Annotated in this window: 14 protein-coding genes and 1 pseudogene; 3 read left to right on the forward strand and 12 right to left on the reverse strand. The window is 41.6% G+C overall.

Translation table 11 applies throughout. The features are described from left to right. The 10 genes from BA70_RS07375 to pcrB form a co-directional block, all read right to left on the reverse strand. A complete protein-coding gene (locus BA70_RS07375; RefSeq protein WP_034320185.1) occupies positions 1–858 on the reverse strand; it encodes a 3-hydroxyacyl-CoA dehydrogenase family protein in 858 nt (285 codons plus the stop codon). Beyond that, the gene (locus BA70_RS07380; protein WP_034320188.1) at positions 855–1565 is read right to left on the reverse strand and encodes a thioesterase II family protein; all 711 of its coding nucleotides are present in this window, start codon (positions 1563–1565) and stop codon (positions 855–857) included. The genes BA70_RS07375 and BA70_RS07380 overlap by 4 nt, the downstream gene beginning before the upstream one ends. Continuing rightward, a complete protein-coding gene (locus BA70_RS07385) occupies positions 1562–2542 on the reverse strand; it encodes a C39 family peptidase (RefSeq protein WP_034320191.1) in 981 nt (326 codons plus the stop codon). The genes BA70_RS07380 and BA70_RS07385 overlap by 4 nt, the downstream gene beginning before the upstream one ends. After that, positions 2505–4046: a serine hydrolase domain-containing protein gene (locus tag BA70_RS07390; RefSeq protein WP_034320193.1), complete on the reverse strand. Its 1542-nt coding sequence runs from the start codon at positions 4044–4046 to the stop codon at positions 2505–2507. Before BA70_RS07390 ends, BA70_RS07385 begins: the two co-directional genes overlap by 38 nt. Further along, positions 4043–8512: a non-ribosomal peptide synthetase gene (locus tag BA70_RS07395; RefSeq protein ID WP_149865352.1), complete on the reverse strand. Its 4470-nt coding sequence runs from the start codon at positions 8510–8512 to the stop codon at positions 4043–4045. The genes BA70_RS07390 and BA70_RS07395 overlap by 4 nt, the downstream gene beginning before the upstream one ends. 91 nt (positions 8513–8603) lie before the next feature. Next, positions 8604–9803 (reverse strand): MFS transporter, encoded by a 1200-nt coding sequence (locus tag BA70_RS07400; RefSeq protein ID WP_034320196.1) that lies wholly within the window; start codon positions 9801–9803, stop codon positions 8604–8606. Positions 9804–9936: 133 nt separating this feature from the next. Beyond that, positions 9937–11124: a CamS family sex pheromone protein gene (locus tag BA70_RS07405; RefSeq protein ID WP_034320199.1), complete on the reverse strand. Its 1188-nt coding sequence runs from the start codon at positions 11122–11124 to the stop codon at positions 9937–9939. A 15-nt stretch (positions 11125–11139) separates the two neighbouring features. Then, positions 11140–13146 carry an NAD-dependent DNA ligase LigA gene (gene ligA, locus BA70_RS07410; RefSeq protein ID WP_034320202.1) on the reverse strand — a complete coding sequence of 669 codons (2007 nt, stop codon included), beginning with the start codon at positions 13144–13146 and terminating at the stop codon, positions 11140–11142. 44 nt (positions 13147–13190) lie between these two features. Next, positions 13191–15413: a DNA helicase PcrA gene (gene pcrA / locus BA70_RS07415; RefSeq protein WP_034320205.1), complete on the reverse strand. Its 2223-nt coding sequence runs from the start codon at positions 15411–15413 to the stop codon at positions 13191–13193. Between the two features lie 57 nt (positions 15414–15470). Continuing rightward, positions 15471–16163, reverse strand: a complete 693-nt coding sequence (gene pcrB, locus BA70_RS07420) for a heptaprenylglyceryl phosphate synthase (protein ID WP_034320208.1) — start codon at positions 16161–16163, stop codon at positions 15471–15473. Positions 16164–16430: 267 nt separating this feature from the next. On the opposite strand from pcrB, the gene BA70_RS07425 reads away from it, so the two are divergent. Next, positions 16431–16682: a hypothetical protein gene (locus tag BA70_RS07425; RefSeq protein ID WP_239646637.1), complete on the forward strand. Its 252-nt coding sequence runs from the start codon at positions 16431–16433 to the stop codon at positions 16680–16682. Positions 16683–16722: 40 nt separating this feature from the next. Here BA70_RS07425 and BA70_RS07430 read toward each other — a convergent pair whose 3' ends face one another. Further along, positions 16723–16953: a hypothetical protein gene (locus BA70_RS07430; protein WP_034320211.1), complete on the reverse strand. Its 231-nt coding sequence runs from the start codon at positions 16951–16953 to the stop codon at positions 16723–16725. Between the two features lie 137 nt (positions 16954–17090). Between BA70_RS07430 and BA70_RS07435 the strand changes: the two genes are divergently transcribed. Both BA70_RS07435 and BA70_RS20970 read left to right on the forward strand, forming a co-directional pair. Further along, positions 17091–18671, forward strand: a complete 1581-nt coding sequence (locus BA70_RS07435) for an FMN-binding glutamate synthase family protein (RefSeq protein ID WP_034320214.1) — start codon at positions 17091–17093, stop codon at positions 18669–18671. Between the two features lie 264 nt (positions 18672–18935). Beyond that, a pseudogene (locus BA70_RS20970) lies at positions 18936–19250 on the forward strand (DUF3916 domain-containing protein). Between the two features lie 285 nt (positions 19251–19535). Here BA70_RS20970 and BA70_RS07445 read toward each other — a convergent pair. Beyond that, positions 19536–20006: a bleomycin resistance protein gene (locus BA70_RS07445; protein WP_427281649.1), complete on the reverse strand. Its 471-nt coding sequence runs from the start codon at positions 20004–20006 to the stop codon at positions 19536–19538. Positions 20007–20020 lie beyond the last annotated feature (14 nt).

The raw sequence follows: 20020 nt of genomic DNA on the forward strand, positions 1-20020 counted from the left end.
TCACATGTCATATTGGAAAAAGCCCTTACCTGATTTTTTTCCGTACTCGCCTGCGTCGACCATTTTGACAAGTAGAGGGCACGGACGGAACTTCGGATCTTTGTAGCTCTCGTATAAAACAAGCAATGAATTCAAAATCGTATCGAGCCCAATCAAATCACCTGTCGCAAGGGGACCCATTTTATGACCAAAGCCTCCGCGGAAAATTTTATCGACATCAGCTGGTGTGGCAACTTGATCTTGCACCGTCCAAATGGCTTCGTTGATTGTCAGCATAAGCACTCGGTTGGAAACAAACCCCGGAAGATCATGCACCACAACAGGTGTTTTATCAAAGGATTTCAAGAAACCTTTTGCCGTTTCAACTGTGTCATCAGAAGTTGCTTTTCCTCTAATCACTTCAACTAACGCTTTAAGAGGAACAGGGTTCATAAAATGCGCCCCAATGACCTTCTCAGGGTAATGCATAAGGGCCCCTACCTTTGTGATGGAAATACAGCTTGTGTTGACAAAATAAATGGTTTCTTTAGCACATATATCTCGCAGCTCTTCATAAATTGGTCTTTTCATCTCCCAATCTTCTGTCACATTTTCAATGACGATATGCGCATCATGTAAGCCTTCAAATGAAGTAGATAGCTGGATTTGAGACAATACGTCTTCTAAAGACAACGAGATTTTCTTCTTTCTCACAAATTGAACCAATTGATATGTTTTCTTGATTTTTTCTAGCGCTTCGTTTAGCTTTTCTTCTGTGATATCAACTAATGTGACTTGATAGCCATTTGCTGAAAGGTCTAAAGCCATATCAGCCCCCATCACACCTGCTCCAATCACGCCTATGTGCTTCGTGTTCATTTCTCTAACACTCCAATTCGCTTTAATATGACATTGATTTTCTCTACCACTTCATTTGTTAATGAATGAATAAAAAAGTGATCTCCATCGAATTCAAAAAATGCACAATCTTCGCTTGTATATTGGTCCCAATCGTCTAAATCGAACAACACAGAAGGCAAATCTCGCGTACCATAAAAAATAGAAATTGGACAAGCAGCTGGAACGACTTCATCACACTGATAGGTCTCTAGAAGCTGAAAATCTGCTCTTAAAATCGGCAGAAAGAAATCAAGTACTGCATGGTTATCGGCAAGTTCCTCAGGAACGCCGCCCATCGCAATAATCGCCTCTTTCAATTTGGTATCTGACAGCTGATGATAAACTTTCTTTTCTGGAATATGTGGTGGAAAGCGTCCAGAATAAAAGACATGGACAGGCTCTTTGTTTAATCTTGTTTTCATTCTTTTTTGTAATTCGTATGCAAGGACAGCTCCCATACTATGACCGAAAATGGCGTAGGGCTCTCCTTCTTTTAAGAAAGAGGACGCCTGTAAATAAAGATCATCTGCGACTTGCTGCAAATCGGTCAGCACAGGCTCTGTCATTCTTGTCCCGTGTCCAGGGAGTTCAAGTGCACGAATTTCTATCGACCGGTCTATATAAGATTTCCACGTACTGAATACGGTGCTTGCTCCACCTGCGTACGGTAAGCAAAATAACTTCACAACACGCCACACTCCCTTTTGCATTTGATTGCCAACGCTTCAAGCCAGTTTTTTTCATCATGGATGATTTGTTCTAAGGAAGCTTTGATGTTGGCTTGGTACCTGCTGGACATGTCCCCTGAAAAAAGGAGTTTCGCTGCCTGGTGCCTCGCTTTTTCCCATTCTGCTAAAATACGTTCCATCAACCGCATCATCTCAGGTAGATCTTCTTTGATCAGACTCAGCCGATACAGCTCCACTTTCTTCGTATTGATGACCTGATTGAAAGATGCCACGAGCTTCTCGATGTCATCCAATTGCGGAAACTGCTCATAAAATGTTTCAAGAGCTGTGATTCCTTTTTCTATTGCGTCAAGCTGACCATGCATATTTCTCAGGAAATAAGCTGTTTTTTGATCAAATAATTCAGTCGAGACCTTTTTCGGATCAAAGTGGAAAGCCGCATAGGAGTAAAATTGATCATTCGGCTGGAAATACTCATGAAAGGTGTCATACCCTTTCTGCACGTCTGTATATGGCAACACTTGATGCTCATACGACAAATTATCTAAATGCCGATTCTCGAATACATGGAAGGTTTGCTGATTTTCATGAAAGCCCGTGATTAAAATCGAATGACGGCTATGCGTCGTCAAATACTCTTTTCTACCTCGCTGAACATAAGGATCTACCCACACAATGACCGGGCGATTCAGCGTCACATCTTGTTTGACTTTCTCAATGAGATTGGCACAATGCTTGATTTTTTCGACTTGAATGCCTTGTAAATTCATAATCTTTTCAGGATCGTGTGTCGACATCCAGTCAATCTGCAAAAAGCCGTCTTCTGTGAGGCCATATGCGAATTGATCATTTAATAAGTATGGAGCGACTTCTTGATCATGCAGCTTTACAATCGGGAAAAAGCAATTGAAGAAGCAGCTGCGATAAAACAAATCATTATAAGGATGAATGCCCGAAATCTGTTTGACGGTCATCTTTTTGTCCTCTCTTTCCAGCAGTAGATGTCACCATGAATCCTTTGATGAAACCAATCGTACAAAACCAAACGAAAAACAAGTAATAAGAGATCGCTAGTTCAATGAGAGAGGAAGGTCCCCATACAAAACTCATTTTCCAAGGCAGCCCATTAAAGGCAACTTGCGATAGAATCATTGGCAGGATCAATACTCCGATCAAGAGCAACACCCAGCAGAGACCTTTCAGCCAAACGCCACGTGTCATTTCCCGCTGAACCACAGCACCACTTTTTACACGCTTCCTCCACTTGATAAATCGAAGGATAGACACCGTTTGCAGTAAAATAAAAAGACATGTAGCTGCAAGGCACAATTGATCAATGAGCTGAAATGGATCCATCGATGACTCTACTTGTTCATTTGTTCCCATAATTGTTTTAGCAACAAGACGGGCCGTTTGCTCGGTGTAGCTGCTATTCATATTTGCTAACACTCCGATAGCGACGCCTTCTTTTGGCTGGATCAGAAAAAATGATGAATAATTTGGATTAGAGCCTGCATGAAATAACGATTCCACATGCCTATTCTTTTTTTCTATATACCAGCCAGCATTGTAAAAAACGTGCTTCCCTTCGTCTGGGACATTCACAGTCAAGTGATCAGGATTTTTCACAAAACGAGACCACGTTGAATCGGTCAATTGATATTGCAGCCAAGTACCAACCTCCTGGCTATTCATCACAATATAGCCAGCAGGGGTGTTGCCTCGAAATTCCGGTGCTTGATAAGCATGTGGGGCAAGGAATTGCAGTTTAAACCCTTCCGAAATAACACCGTGCTTCATTCGTTCAGGCCCAGCCTCCGTTTGGTCAAGGTGATGTCTTTTAAACAGCCCTTTCATATATGTCTCATATGGCTGCCTTGTTACGTTTTCAATGATGAGACCAAGGACATCATAGTTGATGGTGGCATATTCAAAGGAGCTTCCCGGCTTGCGATTAAGCTCGATTGATTTCAGTTGATGGACTGTTTTTTTCAACGCATCCTTTGCATCATCTGGCTGGATAAGCGCAATGGATTGAAAGGGAATGCCGCTTGTGTGATGCATCAATTGTTCCACTGTGATCCGCTGAGGCTTGCCATGGTACGTTGGAAAAAAACCTGGAATATAGCTGCTCACCGGTTCTTTCAGATCAATTTTCCCTTGTTTCTCTAGGTCAACAATAGCAAGGGCGGTAAACGCCTTTGATGTAGAGCCAATTTCAAAAAAAGTGCTGTCTGTCACAGGCTCCTTCTTCTTTCGCTCCGCATAACCAAAGCCTTTTTGGTACACCACTTGGTCCTTTTTCACGACCACAACGGACATGCCTGGAATGCGCCCAAGCTCCATCTGTTCTTCAATCACTTGATCAATGGCTTTAGATGAAATCGCTGCTTGTGCATTTGTTTGGCCGGCAAAACTACTGATCCATAACACTGCCAGGACAAATGAAATGTAGACAATGTGCTGACTCTTCCTCATGTAAATAACGAATCCATTTCTTCAAGAGACATGTCCACTGTCTCAAAGTCAGACGGTGTAAATTCGACCTCTTCCTTCTCTAAACAATGCCTAACCAAACGTTCAATTTGCCGCTCTACCTCATGCAAAAGCTGCGTCATGTCTGTTTCACTCAGCTGTTTTTCACTAAAAGATAGATGGAAAATCAGCTGACCGCCCTTGATTGTTGCGACCATATCGATGACAGTTGTTAATTGATTATCCAATGACGAATCAGCACCTGAAGAAAAATAGGACATCTCATAATCAGATGATTGTTTAAGTACCTGATCGATCTCACCTAAATAGTTAAACCGTAATTGTGGCGCTGAATGATCTCGAAGCTGTCTATTGATGAGTGACAACAGACCATAGCCTGCGCCTTTATTTGGTACTTCACGTATCGTTTCTTTGACAGCCCGAATATGATCTGAGAAAGACTCAGAAACATTCACATTCACTGGATACATGGTTGTAAACCATCCGAACGTTCTAGACACATCAATATCTTCCTGGACAGCATCCCTGCCATGGCCTTCTAATTCTAAAGAAATCTTCTTTTGATTCGTTTGCTGATAACAGGCTTGCGTTAAGGCTGAAATTAACAATTCATGGGGCTGCGTTTGATACGCCTTGTTCGCTTGATTGATCAATTGATCCGTCAGCTCAACTGATAATGCCTTGGTCAATTTGATTTCATCTTTGACATATCCCTCATTTGTAGCCACTTGATACAATGGCTGAATATCCTGCACCTCTTTTTGCCAATAGCTGAACTCCTCTTTTACATCACCTGATGCTGCATACTGGTTCATCCGCTCCGCAAACGTCTGATATGAATGTGTTTTGAGCGGAAGTATCTCTGCTGTGACCTTTTCTCCATGCAATAATTTCATCAAGTCCTCCACAAGAATTTGCCATGACATGCCATCAGCTAAAAGATGATGTGCGGCAAAAATGAGATGTGATTGAGCAGTGGTTTGACAAAGTGCTGCCTGAATTAATGGTCCTTGATAAAGATGGGTCCTTTGCTTTAACTGAAAACCCACTTCTTTTAACGCTTCTTGCACATTCTCTTCTGACAGCTCCGTGAAATCGTGTATCATCAGCGGAATATGCTGCATGCCATCATCATAATAGAGTGTGTTTGTCATCTCATGTACTTTTAACCTTAATCCGTCATGATGAATGACCAGCTCTTTTAAAGCATCCTGCATGATCCTTTCATCCATCTTCTTCTTTGAATGAACAATGATGGATTGATGCCAGAAATGTTCGTCTTTTAACCGCTGGGACCAGAACCATTCAACAATTGGGATCGATTTCACATCGCCCACAGCCTGCTCTTGTGAGATATGTAATGCCGGTTCCTGCTGGACGACTTGTGCCATTTCTCTAAAAATTGGATAAGTAAATATATCTTTTGTTTTTAAATAGAGTCCCTTGTCTTTTAACTTCGCAATAAATTGAATCGCCTTAATCGAGTCACCGCCAAACTGATAAAAATGATCAGCCGGTTCAATCTTTTCATGCCCTAAGATATCTTTTGCTGTGTCTACGATGATCTCTTCGATGATCGCTGTTTCCTTGGACCATTCAACCTCTGTTTCCATTTGAGACAGCAATGGATCAGGCAGTGCTGCTCGATTAACTTTTCCGTTTTGAGTTAGCGGGAGCTCATCTAATATGACAAAATACGCTGGTACCATATAAGCTGGAAGCTGATCTGATAATTTTTTTCTTAGTAAAAAGGTCGTCAGCTCTTTTTCTTTTAATTCAATATAAGCAGCAAGCTGTTTTTCTCCAGCCTCATCGGTTAGATCAATGACAGCTGCTTTATCAACTTCATCGAGTGCCATAAGCGCAAGTTCAATTTCCCCCAGCTCAATCCGGTAGCCTCGCAGCTTGATTTGATGATCAATACGGCCAATATATTCAATCTTTCCATCATTTGCTCGTTTGGCAACGTCACCTGTTCGGTACATGCGGCGATGGCTTACAAATGGGTTAGGCAGAAAGCGAGATTCCTGCAAATCAGGTCTTTGCCAATATCCTCTGCCAACGCCCTCGCCTGAAATATACATTTCTCCTACTGTCCCTGGTAATACCACTTGCTGATTTTCATCTAAAAGATAAATCTCCGTATTTGGCATCGGTACACCAATTGACACCGATGTTCCCCCATCGTCTTGATGAAATTGATGAATCATGCACCCAACGGTTGCTTCAGTTGGTCCATATTCATTAAAGATCGAAATTCGTCCATCACTTGCCTCTGTGATTCTTTTGGCCAAAGCTGCCGGTAATTGCTCCCCGCCAACAATCATCCGTTTAACAACCGATTGTGACAGCGCAGCATCTGTTAACAGCGCCATATGAGCTGGTGTCAGCTTGATGACTTTTGCTTTTTGATCAAACAAGATATGTTCTAGTAAAAAACCTGACTGATCCTCTTGACGATAAATCACCACTGTACTTCCAGTCACCAATGGCGTATAAATCGATGTCACAGTTAAATCAAATGCAATAGACGAATACAAGGCAAAATGATCATCTGCTGAATCTGTATAGTGTGTTTTGGCAGACATGATATAGTTCACTAAGCTTCGGTGCTCAATCATGACTCCCTTCGGCTGTCCTGTAGAGCCAGACGTATAGATCATATATGCGACATCTTCTGCATCTCCAATGAATGGATGCACCGGGTCATACTGAACCAAGTCATCCCACACGTTGTACATATTGTACGTATCGCCTTCAAAATGGTATGACGACGCTTGATCTGTGAAAAACATCTTCGCCTGACTATCATCCAAAATAAACTGAATGCGCTCATGCGGATACTCAGGATCAATCGGTACATATGCACCACCCGCCTTTAAAATACCAAGCAGCAACACAATAAGTTCTGGTGAATGATTCATACATACTGCAACAAAGTCATGCCTCTGTAAGCCTTGTGTTTGGAGGAAATGCGCCATTTGATTGGTTTTTCTCTCAAGTTCACCGTATGTCATTACATGAGATCCATCCTGAAGTGCGATTCGATCAGGGGAAGTCTTAGACATATCTGTGATCAATTCATGGATTTTTTGTTTCTGTGGAAATCTGACGGCTGTGTCGTTCCATTGATAAAGCTCTCGTTGTTTCTCCTCTTCTGTCATGAGAAGTACGTCTTTTATGTGCTGCTTAGGCTGGATGAGTATGTTCTCGACAAATAGGAGCATCCTTTCATGAAGAAAGTCGATGTCTTCCTTGCCGTAATCTGAGATTTTGTAGTCATATTGCAGCTCGATTTGCCCTTTTTCATCCCATTCTTTCACAGCAACTTGTAAACCGTATGGCTGAAAGCCATTGTAAAGCTCTATGTATTCAACTGCGTACCCTTCCATCTCCTGCACCATATTTGTGCTGTAGGAATTGATAAAAATTTGAAAAAGCTGATCATATCCTGCCTTTGCAAGCTCTAAATCTTTGACGAGTGCGTCATATGGATAACGCTGATGCAGGAAGTAAGCCTTATAGCTTTTTTGAATGTCTATCAGACTTTCTAACAAAGATTGCTGAGGATCGATCTTCATTCGATAAGGCATTGTGCTGACGGTCATACCGGACGTGGCTTTTTCCTTTTGTCCGGAACGATTGAGAACTGGCGTCCCAATAATAAAATCTTTTTGCTGGTATTTTTTATGCAAGTAAACGAAGAGGCCTAAAGTAAATAAAGAGTTGATTGAACAATGATGGGTGTCTATAAATTCATAGATTTTTTCTGAGAGCTGTCGATCAAGATAATGGCTTTGTCGATGGCCTTTGATTTGGTCAGTTCCCTGTACCAAATAACTTTCAGACACATCAGATAATGTTTCTTTCCAAAATTGCTGATCTTTTTTAAATCTTGGGGAGTTCATATATTTCGATTCTTTATCAATAAAAACAGAATGATTGTCTGCTTCTTGTTCGATAGAGGAGCTTTGTGTAAGAGCAGTGTAAAGTTGACTAATTTTATCGATGATTACTTTCATCGACCATCCATCTGCTACAGTATGATGGCATTTGATGAAATAACCGGAATGCTGTCCGCCGATTTTCAATACGGCAAATTCGGCAAGAGAGGTTTCTAATAACTGAAATGGTGTTTTGAAGGCTTTTTCGGCCCATTCTAACATGTGTTCATGTGTGGAAAACTCATAGGCAGGAATATGGTTGTCGGCGTTTGAATCAACGTATTGAAGAGTCTCTCCGTCTTTTTCTACTAGTTTGAGACGAAGTGATTCTGTTGTCCTGATACAAGATGCAATGGCCTGCTTCAGTTTGTCGAGCTGCAACGGCCCATTGACGAAAATGATACCGCCAATATGATTGATTGGTGTTTCTGGATAAAATGTTTCCATGTTCATCACACGCCGCTGCGGATGTGTTAATGGCCAATATACTAAACTACTAGTCAATTACGCCACCTCTACTTTTCATATAGTTAACATTTCTACGAACATATTAAATCATATAATGGTATTTTTGTAAATAATTGAGATAAAATGTCTAAATTTGTTCATTTTTTAATCTAGATGCTAGGAAAGCCGACACAGTAAACAGGACAACGTTCATAAAAAAGACGACTCTTGCCCCAAAGAGATCGGTCATGGTGCTCATAACGAGGATAGACATTCCGTATATAAAAGTTGATAGTGTATGTTGAGCTGATAGTATTTTAGGCAATTCAATTTGACTCAGTGTATCCTGTACATATGTACGAATGGAAATGCTGCGAAGCTGAAAGGCTGGGCCTAATAAAAAGACAAATAACAAACTCAGCCAAGCTGATTGATTCAGCCCTAAGCATAAAGTCAACACGGCTACGATCACCGAGCTATAAAAAATGTGATCAAACAAACGCTGTTCCACATGCTTTGCAAACCTTAGCACGAGTAAGCCACCTAGAATGGTTCCACCAAAATAGCTTGCGTTAATAAAACCCCACCATGTTTCAGGCTGATGTAAGACTTCAGTGACATAGACAAGGATAATGGCACCAGTCCAAATACTTCTACCGCACATGGAAAGCATTTCTAATATCGTTAATGTTCGAATTGTCGGCTTCTCATACATGAGCTTCCAGCCTGAAAAGACCCTTGCACCAAATGATTCAGACTGTTTCTCTTGTTTAGCCGCAGCTCCAGTATCGATGATAAAGAGCATTGATATGAGCGAAAAACTGTATAAAACAAGTGTCGTCAGAAGTAAAAATTGTGGTCCTAGAATGCCAATAAATAGGCCTCCTAAAAGCCATCCTAGTAAAAGGACAATTTGATCAGAAGTTAGGATATAGCTATTGGCTTTTAGTAAAAAGTGCTTTTCTACTAAACGTGGAATCATTGAATTTCGAACAGGAATGGTTCCTCCATCTATCAAAGAGAGTAGAAATACTATGATAAAAAAGAGAGGAATAGAAAATGTTGATAATTGTAGAATATAAATAAAAATCAAGCAACCGAAGAAAGTAATTTGACAAATTTGCAAATAGATAATGAGTCTTTTTAGCTTAAATTGATACATAAAGAAAGGGATGAGTACTGCTCCAAGTGCTTGTCCGACAAACTGCGAGACGGCCACCATTGAAGCAATGAGCGTAGAATTTGTTAATTGATACGTCAGGATGGTAAGAACGAGGACATATAGTGAATCCCCAAAATTAGCTAGGGTTTGACCCCCTAATAAAAAGTAAAATGATTTGTTTTTCATATTTATCTCCATTTTCTCTTCATTACCACCCATAATAATACATTATTTTCTACACTTCTACGTTTTATAACAATATTTTCATAATTTGATACATTTTACCCAATTTAAAAAACCGCCAAAAGGCGGTTTTAAGTTAGTCATATATATGGACGGTTGGTTCTTTGTCTTCAGCATTTTTCGTGATCAGGGCTTCTTGTTGATCAGAAGATGTGATGTTGATTTCTATATTTGTACTCTTATAGTAATCCATGACTTCACCTGTTAAATATTGCGTGAAGGCCACGACTTCCGTTTTTCCGTAGAACTGCATCGGAATTTCTACTTTCATTTTTTGCAGATTTCCGTTTTTATAAAAGCCTTTTCCTACCACTCCGGTGTAATTCGGGAAGTAATCTTCTACCTTTGTCTTGAAGCGGTCAAATCGCTCTGAATCATCTTTGTAGCTGCTTTTCGCATTATCTGAAGGGAAGAATATATTCTCCTCTTTGATCGTATCCCAATTGCCGATATCAGCTGAGCCTGCTTTCACATCCGTTTTGGCAATAAAGTTTCCTGGAACGATGGACGATTTTGGCGCTTGTTTATAAAGGGCAATCATAACAGGCACCTTTTGCAAACCGTCCATTTGACGAATTCGTTTAATCACTTGCTCAGCGATTTTTTCGCCCTCTGCCAAGAGTTTCTTTGAATTTTTCGATGAATCGATGGTTACCTCTTGCTGGGGATCACCGATATTTTCACGATAATAATATACAGAGTTCAGTGCAAGGCCAATGACGACTCCACCAAGCTGTAAGCTATTTTTGTCTTTTCGAATTAAGTAATTATGCTCTAGCATCGAAGCTAAGTATATTGGACTATTTTCATTTTTAGACTTTGTTGAACCAGAGTTTGGAAGTGCAGGATTTAAGCCTAGGTTCTTAAAGTTTTTATCTTCTTTTTCTGCTTTTTTCAGATCACTGCCTGTTTTTTTGCGCGCAAGCCAGCTGAGAACGGTATCCTCGTCTAAATGCTGTCCTTCTTGGAAGAGATAGTCGTTTGTATTAAATGATTCTGTTGCAAGGCGCATGAGACCTGTTTCAAATTCATCAATATCCAAGCGTGTATTGAGACGCTCTGCTGTTAATCCCCTTGCAGCCCCTTGTTTAAACGGCAGCACCATTTTGTAATAGGAGTCAGAGATATTGTACATCGGGATGATCGCTGTTTCCTTCGTTTCATCCGTTTTTTGTGTGACCTCTTCCTCGTCCTTTCCCCCAAAAGGTGCACACGCTGACAGTACCAGTGTGAGCATTGTCAGCAGCAATAACAACTTTTTCAATAGAAAACACTCCTCTTATTTCTTTAGCTCCTCGAGCATTTTAGCTTCGTCCCAAATTTCAATATTGAGTTCTTCTGCCTTTGTCAGCTTACTACCAGCTGCTTCTCCGGCAATGACTAAGTCTGTTTTTTTACTCACACTACCTGCTAATTTGCCGCCTAATGCTTCGATCGCTGCCTTTGCATCATTTCGAGACATTTCTTCTAATTTCCCTGTAAGCACGATTGTTTTTCCTGCAAAGTAGGAATCACTTTCTTCTGCTTTCACCGGCTTTGGTCCTGTGTAGGTCATATTGACCCCAAGCTCTTTTAGTTCATTTAGCAGATCAAGTATTTCTTCTTTCTCAAAGTAAGTGACGACTGCATCGGCCATTTTTTCACCAATTTCGTCTACTTCGAGTAATTGTTCTTTCGTTGCTTGCTTTAATTGATCGATGTCCTCGAAATGCATCGCCAAGGTTTTCGCCGCTTTGGAACCAATAAATCGAATGCCGAGACCAAATAGTAAACGCTCAAGAGAATTTTCTTTCGATTGCTCAATCGACCGCAGTAAATTATCGACAGATTTCTCGCCCATTCGTTCGAGCTGAATGAGCTCTTCTTTCGTTAATCGGTAAAGGTCTGACACACGAGACACGAGCTGTTCTTTGAAAAGCTGTGTAATGACACGCTCGCCAAGACCATCAATGTTCATCGCATTACGAGAAACAAAGTGTATGAGTCCTTCACGTATTTGTGCGGGACATTCTGGATTGATGCATCGCAGGGCGACTTCCCCTTCGATTCTCACCAGCTCACTATGACACTCTGGACATTCAGTCGGCATGTGAAACGGCTTTTCTTCCCCTGTGCGTTGATCGACAAGTACGCCTGCTACTTCCGGAATAATATCCCCCGCTTTCTTCACAATGACTTGATCGAATAGACGAATATCCTTTTCTTTGATCAAATCTTCATTGTGAAGAGAAGCACGCTGCACCGTCGTCCCTGCTACTTTTACAGGCTCAAGAATCGCTGTTGGTGTGATAACGCCTGTACGCCCCACACTCAGTTCAATATCAAGCAGCTTTGTCACGACTTCTTCTGCAGGGAACTTGTACGCAACAGCCCAGCGCGGACTTTTTGCTGTAAAACCAAGCTCTTCCTGCTGAGCCAAGGAATCGACCTTGATGACAATCCCATCGATTTCATATGAAAAATCGGCACGCTTTGTTTTCAATGTTTCGATGAGTTCAATCACTTCTTCAATCGTTTGGCACATCCGTCTTTCTTTGTTGGTTTTAAAGCCAAGTTCGTCGAGAAGATCGAGTCCCGCGCTTTGCGTTTCAACACCGATTTCATCAAGCTCGGCTATACTGTAGACGAATATATCAAGGTTTCGTTTCGCTGCAATTTTCGTATCAAGCTGACGAAGTGAGCCCGCAGCCGCATTACGCGGGTTCGCAAACGGCTCTTCTTCGTTTTGTAATCTTTTTTCGTTTAATGCTTCAAAAGAAGGTTTTGGCATAAATGCCTCGCCTCTCACTTCAATCGACAGAGGGCGATTGATTTTGAGTGGGATGGAACGAATGGTTTTTAGGTTTTCGGTAATGTCCTCACCCGTTGTCCCATCTCCACGCGTGGCACCTCGGACAAACACTCCATTTTCATAACGGAGAGAAACAGCGAGTCCGTCAATTTTCAGCTCGACATTGTATGCGATATCGTCACCGACTGCTTGACGAACCCGGCGGTCAAAATCAAGAAGGTCCTGTTCATTAAACGCATTCCCGAGGCTGAGCATCGGTGTGCCGTGACGTACTTTTCGGAAGGCGTCTAAAACAGCGCCCCCTACTCTCTGTGAGGGGGAATCGGCTGCTTTTAAATCAGGAAATTCTTCCTCTAGAGAGATCAGCTCACGCATCCGCGCATCATATTCAGCGTCAGGAACACTTGGATGATCCAGTGTATGATATTCGTAGTTGTATTGATTCAAAATCTGGTGCAGTTCCTCGATCCGGCGTTTCGCTGCTTCTTTATCCATCTGCTTCTTCCTTTCACTTCATCCGTTTTGTAAGGCCTTTGGTTTTATTGCTTCTCGATTGGCGCAAATGCTGCGAGAAGCCGCTTAATGCCAGTAGGGCTTGGGAACGCAATATCAAGCTCTGTGCTATCTCCACTGCCTTTCACACTCACTACCGTTCCAACGCCCCATTTTTTATGGGCTGCTTTATCGCCCACAGCCCAGCCAATACTGCCGGCACCTGTGTTTTGAATGGTTTGAGTTTGCGGACGAGAGACAGGGCCCCGTCTTTGCGGTCTTTCTCTTGTTTGGCCAAACGGTGTTTTCGTTTCTTTTTTCTCATTTAGGTTGTCCAATAAATCGGCTGGTATTTCTCTAATGAATCTTGATTCAAGGTTCATGTTCGTCCGGCCGAATAATGTTCTCATCTTAGCACTTGATAAATAAAGCTCTTCTTCAGCCCGTGTGATGCCTACGTATGCAAGGCGGCGTTCTTCTTCCATCTCAGCATCTTCCATTAATGAACGGCTGTGCGGGAAGACACCCTCCTCCATCCCCATTAAGAAAACGACAGGGAATTCTAGTCCTTTTGCGGCGTGAAGAGTCATTAAGATGACGGCATCCTGATCTTCTTCCTCATTTTCATCCAGCTTATCAATGTCTGCAACGAGGGCGAGATCTGTCAGGAAGGTCACAAGCGATTTATCTTCATTTTGTTCTTCAAAGTTCTTTGTGACAGATAGAAACTCGTCAATATTTTCTAAACGGCTCTGCGCTTCAATCGTTTTTTCGACCTTAAGCGCTTCACGATAGCCTGTTTTTTCGAGGATTTCTTCTGTTAATTCTGTGACAGATAAATATTCCTGCATGTTCGTCATTTGATCAATGAGCTGTTTGAACTCATCAAGAGCATTGGCTGCCCTTGCACTCAGTCCAATGAAGTCCACCTGACCAAGCGCTTCAAACATAGACAGGTCATTCATCTCTGCATATGCCGCAATTTTTTCAACAGATGTCGCCCCAATTCCGCGCTTTGGAACGTTGACAATTCGCGTAAAACTAATATCGTCGTCTGGGTTTGCCACAAGGCGTAAGTACGCCAAAATGTCCTTGATTTCTTTTCTGTCATAGAACTTCGTACCGCCGACAATGTTGTATTGAATGTTTGACTTCAATAATGTTTCCTCTATGACACGGGACTGAGCATTGGTTCGATAAAGGATCGCAAAATCGGATAATTTGCGCTTTCCGCTTTGATGAAGCTGATGAATCTTTCCAGCGACAAATTGGCCTTCACCGAATTCATTATCTGCACGGTAATAGGCAATCTTCGCTCCTTCATCATTTTCTGTCCAAAGGTTTTTTGGTTTACGGTTCGCATTGTTTTGTATGACCGTATTTGCGGCATGCAAAATGCGTTTCGTCGATCTGTAATTTTGCTCAAGCAGAATCACTTCACTGGACGGATAGTCTTTTTCAAAGGAAAGAATGTTTGTAATATCCGCTCCGCGCCAGCGATAAATGGACTGGTCTGAGTCACCGACGACACAAATATTTTGAAAACGCTGAGCGAGCAGCTTCACAAGCATATACTGCGCTCTGTTTGTATCCTGATACTCATCGACATGAATGTATTGGAATTTCCGCTGATAATGCTCTAATACTTCAGGGATGCGTTCAAACAGACGAATCGTCATCATGATCAAATCATCAAAATCGAGTGATTGGTTTTTGAGTAATCGTTTTTGATAATCTGTATAGACGTCGCTGACCACTTGATCATAGAAGTCACCGGCTGTTTTTGCGTATTCCTCTGCATCAATGAGTTCGTTTTTTGCACTGCTGATTGATCCTAAAATGCTGCGTGGGTCGAACTTTTTAGGATCAATATTTCGCTCTTTTAAAATGTTCTTAATCACTGAAAGCTGATCAGATGTGTCTAATATGGAGAAGTTGCGATTCACACCAATGCGGTCAATATCGCGTCTTAAAATACGGACACACATGCTGTGAAACGTAGAGATCCAAATGTCATCTGCTCCAGGTCCTAAAATGGCTTGTACACGTTCACGCATTTCACGTGCTGCTTTATTCGTAAACGTAATCGCTAAAATGTTCCACGGAGCGACATGCTTTTCTGCCATTAAGTATGCAATTCGATGTGTGAGCACCCGTGTTTTACCACTTCCTGCTCCTGCCATCAGTAATAGCGGACCGTCTGTTGCTTTGACCGCTTCTTTCTGCGCATCATTCAGCCCTTCTAATAGATGATTCGATATTTCATTCATTCCATTCACCGCCAATTCGAACTTACGTTCTATTTTAACCCGTTTCGCCTTGTTTGACTATGATGATTTTTTGACTGCGTCAACTGTTTTTAACGCTTCTTTGAAATTGTCATAAATGACGTTTCCTACAACGACCACGTCTGCATGCTGCGCAAAGTCTTTTGCCTGCTCTGCGTTCTCAATGCCGCCCCCATAAAAAAGAACCGTTTCGTGAAGCACTGCTTTTGTTTCTTTGACAAGCTCTATGTCTCCAAGCGTCCCGCTGTATTCTAGATAAAAAATGGGCAGTTTCATCAAATGCTCTGCCACTCTTGCATATGCCCGCACATCATCTATATCCAACGCAGTATTTGCCGCTGTGAGCTTGGCCGCTTTACAATCTTCGTTTAAGATCACATATCCTTCTGGCACAATCTCTTCCATTGACATCAAATCACCGTATTCCTTCATCGCATCCTTATGGAGCCCAACAATCCAATCTGGATGGGCGCTGTTTAACACTGTGGGGATGAAATACAGATCGAAGCCCGGCACAATCATCTCATGTGTTGAGATTTCAAGCACACATGGCACAAGAAACCTTCGAACCTTTGACATCAATTGGAGCACGTTGTCCTCTGTCACATTGTCACTGCCGCCAATCAATATGGCATCCGTACCAGATTCACAAATCGCTTCTAGCTGTTCATCAGAAATCCCTTTATTTGGATCGAGTTTAAAGACATGCTTCCACTCGGTAACATCATACATGAAAAACGTTCCTCCATTCGTTTCATTCCATTTAAATATTATAACAAAATCAGTGACCGCAAAAAACGGGTAACCTCCTTTAGCTAAAAGTTTCATTCTTTTGAAAATGGGTGGTCGTGACTTTAGATGAGGATGCTGGAGAATTGTTGGGAAAAGCCCGTTTTCATAGGAAAGGATTTGAAAAGGGAAAGACGTGTTTAAATTTGATATGAAGGCTGTTTTGTATCGCCTCATGATATTATACAATAAAGGATGATATTACCATTTATGATTGAGTTAGACGTCAATGAATGTATCAATGTAGATATCGATCAGGAGGATCGAGTGGCTGGCTTGGAGTTATTTGCAGAAGAAGCCGAGGTCCTGAGGCACACACCGGTTCATGAGGATGAGTATTCTTTACGTTTTACGGATCAAGATGTCCTCTCAACCTATCATTTGTCAGGCGTTGAATTTCAATTTTCGAAGCCTGATCATCAAGGGCTGATCAGTTTTAAACTAATCGATTCTCTTAAATAAGAAAAAACCGTTTTGATCATTCAAAACGGTTTTTTTCAAACTATTGTCTCACTTCATTAAAATAATGGATGGATGTCATGGCCCCTTCATCGACCATCTTGTTGTCTTGAATATCTAACGGATCAGGGTTGCCGGCTTTTTCAGGAACCTTTTCATTTGCTCGGAACATGCTTGCCCATTTTTTCAAATGCTGTTTATTTTTAACCGCTAATAACACAGCTCCTCCAACCCCTAATCCTGCAAGTACATACGTATTTGGACGCTTATTCATGTATGTTCCCTCCCCTTGTCATCTTATTTTTAAGTTACCCCGCCTCTTCATTTCTAAACGTCACAATGTGTTCAAGTGGTTTCTCTTTGAACGAAAAGTGGAATAACAACAGCAATGAAAGAGAAAAGAGGGATGACATGACAACTACTTTAATTGTCATAGCCGCACTGCTATTGATTTGTTTGATTGTACCCATCATTTTATTGATATGGATTTGGATGAGAGATGAAAAACAAGAAGAACATTCTGTCCTACGAAACTATCCGGTCATTGGAAAGCTGCGGTTTATTTTTGAAAAAATAGGACCTGAGCTTCGCCAATATCTGTTTCTGAATGATCGGGAGGAGCTTCCTTTCTCAAGAAGAGAATATGAGCAAGCTGTCATGTCTGGGAAGTACAAAAGCCGGACGATGGGCTTTGGATCAAAACGTGATTTTGACAAGCCTGGTTATTACATTCGGAACGTTCTGTTTCCAAAACAGCGAGATGAATTACGAATTGACCAATCCGATAATATTCAAACAAAAGTGTATCAGATTGATCAAGACAATTTACTGCGAAGAAGTGAACATACCAAAGAGGTCGAGGCAAAACCTTACTATCTCCATCAAGACGATGTACAAGTAATTGGCGAGTACACATGTCAAAAGCCTTTCCGTGTAAAAGGCCTGATTGGGCAGTCTGCCATGAGCTACGGATCTTTAGGCGACAGGGCCATTACAGCACTATCCTCGGGATTAAAGATGGCTGGCGGTACGTGGATGAACACAGGTGAAGGCGGGCTTTCTCCATATCACCTCAAAGGCGGAGCCGATATCATATGCCAGATTGGACCCGGTCTATTTGGCGTGAGAACAGAAGATGGCGCTTTTTCCTTTGAAGAATTTAAGAAAAAAAGCGAGCACGAGGAAGTCAAAGCCTTTGAGCTGAAGCTGGCACAAGGAGCTAAAACACGCGGCGGACATATTGACGGCGAAAAGGTCACCGAAGAAATTGCGAACATCCGTAAATTACCGCCCCACCAATCCATTGACAGCCCAAACCGATTTGAGATGTTCCACTCCATTCCTGATATGTTTGATTTCATTGAACAGCTGCGAAGTATAGGTGGAAAGCCTGTCGGCATCAAGCTTGTGGTCGGACATAAAGAAAACATTGAAGAGCTTGCGGCGTACATGAAAAAAAGCGGAAAGCATCCTGATTTCATTACAGTGGATGGCGGAGAAGGCGGCACTGGTGCATCCTTTCATGAATTGGCAGATTCCGCAGGGCTGCCGATTTTCACCGCACTCCCAATGGTCCATCAAATATTGAAAGAATACGGTGTCAGAGATCAGGTGAAGCTCTTTGCTTCTGGCAAACTTCTCTCACCTGATAAAATTGCGATTGCCCTTTCCATGGGTGCTGACTTTGTAAATATCGCCAGAGGCCTCATGTTTTCAGTCGGCTGCATTCGCGCGCAAGTATGCCACACGAATAAATGCCCAGTAGGAGTTGCCACGACTGATCCAAAGCTGCAAAAGGGTTTATCGATTGAAGAAAAGAAATACCGTGTATGCAATTATATCCTGTCCCTTAGAGAAGGTTTATTTAACTTATCCGCAGCCGCTGGAATTGAATCCCCCATTCATTTTAATGAGAAACATATTGTCTATAGACAAGAAAATGGTCAGACAAGTGAAGTGCCTATTTTTACAGGGACACAGCCATCCGTCTAGTTTGAGAAAGGTGCGTTTTTGCACCTTTTTTCAATTGACATTTTGGCTCAATCGCGTGTAAAGAACTTAGACAAATGACAGGAAATGGAGAGATGGAGGATGCGTGACAAAAAGGTTCGCGGGATGAAACGGAAGACGAATGAGATGGTTATAAGAATTGAGGAAAATACACAAGAGTTCCCGGCAGATATTGAACAAGGTTATTGACATCTCCCTCTACCAGTTGCGTATGATTTTATTTATTCAAGCAAAACACCTCAAAAAATCAAGCGATTGTCCATTCAAACACTGCTAAATAGAGCTGAACACCTCATTGATTTGAAGCCACTTGATGGAGAAGTATATCGTGTCATGGTTGCAGTAGATGCCACTGAATGATGGGGATCACAAATCATTGTGTTTAAAGGAGATTCCTATATTAAAGACTTTTTCAATAGACATGATGATGATCAGAGATGGCTGCCTCTTTCCGATGCGAGATACATTCAAAGGGAATGGGGGTTATCTGTGCCAAAGGATAGGCAAACCATAGGTTTTAAAGACATCATCGCAGACGAATATGGCATCTCTGGTTTATAGGCGAGCTAAAATAAAAACAAGAGGGTTCGGGTTTGGCGAAATTAGTCAACTCCTTAAATTCCTTCCCGTTGGTCAGTCAGACATTTACCGTTGACTAATGCCAAGCCTTTCCCTCGACCGATTACGAGCAGTAACACAAATTTAAAAATAACCGTTGTCCTTTTCGGCAATAGTCAATTTTTTGTATCTGTTACTCATGTATCTCAAAATAAAAAAGAGTAGCCGCAGCCACTCTTAATTTTACTTATTCAACAATCGCGCCCTATTATGGAAGAGACTTTCATGTTAACCTGCCATTTCTTGCGAGAACCTAAGTAAATATCCATCAGGATCTTGAACAAGAAATTCCTTTTGTATAAACGTAGTATCATTACTTTTATATTTGCTAACAGTTGGCTCTCTGAATAGTGGAATGTTTTGCTTTCTTAAACGGTCAATGACAGGCTGTACGTCTTCAATGTCTATTTGAAAATTGATTCCCCGTCCAAATGGGTGTTTTAACTCCCCAGTGTCCCAATGGCCATTGATTTCTTCTAACATCATTTGTGTTTCCTCTTCCAACGAAACAAATATAAATTTATCGTCTTCACGCTCATATTCCAATTTAAAACCAAGCAATTCTATATAGAACCATTTAGACTTTTCGATGTCTGTTACAGATAACTCTGGTATCAAAGCATTGAATCTCATTTTTTCTTCTCCACAACCTTCTGATAAAGTTATTCGGTTAAATGACCCGTTTGTTGCTTCTTTCAAGCCAGTCCTTGCTT

Origin of the sequence: Bacillus zhangzhouensis, from assembly GCF_000715205.1 — a bacterium.
GTDB classification, from domain to species: domain Bacteria; phylum Bacillota; class Bacilli; order Bacillales; family Bacillaceae; genus Bacillus; species Bacillus zhangzhouensis.

Excerpts from the sequence above, each read along its gene's own strand:
- BA70_RS07375 (WP_034320185.1), bottom strand. The coding sequence starts at position 858 with ATGAACACGAAGCACATAGGCGTGATTGGAGCAGGTGTGATGGGGGCT.
- BA70_RS07385 (WP_034320191.1), bottom strand. The coding sequence starts at position 2,542 with ATGACCGTCAAACAGATTTCGGGCATTCATCCTTATAATGATTTGTTT.
- BA70_RS07390 (WP_034320193.1), bottom strand. The coding sequence starts at position 4,046 with ATGAGGAAGAGTCAGCACATTGTCTACATTTCATTTGTCCTGGCAGTG.
- BA70_RS07400 (WP_034320196.1), bottom strand. The coding sequence starts at position 9,803 with ATGAAAAACAAATCATTTTACTTTTTATTAGGGGGTCAAACCCTAGCT.
- ligA (WP_034320202.1), bottom strand. The coding sequence starts at position 13,146 with ATGGATAAAGAAGCAGCGAAACGCCGGATCGAGGAACTGCACCAGATT.
- pcrA (WP_034320205.1), bottom strand. The coding sequence starts at position 15,413 with ATGAATGAAATATCGAATCATCTATTAGAAGGGCTGAATGATGCGCAG.
- pcrB (WP_034320208.1), bottom strand. The coding sequence starts at position 16,163 with ATGTATGATGTTACCGAGTGGAAGCATGTCTTTAAACTCGATCCAAAT.
- BA70_RS07425 (WP_239646637.1), top strand. The coding sequence starts at position 16,431 with ATGATTGAGTTAGACGTCAATGAATGTATCAATGTAGATATCGATCAG.
- BA70_RS07430 (WP_034320211.1), bottom strand. The coding sequence starts at position 16,953 with ATGAATAAGCGTCCAAATACGTATGTACTTGCAGGATTAGGGGTTGGA.
- BA70_RS07435 (WP_034320214.1), top strand. The coding sequence starts at position 17,091 with ATGACAACTACTTTAATTGTCATAGCCGCACTGCTATTGATTTGTTTG.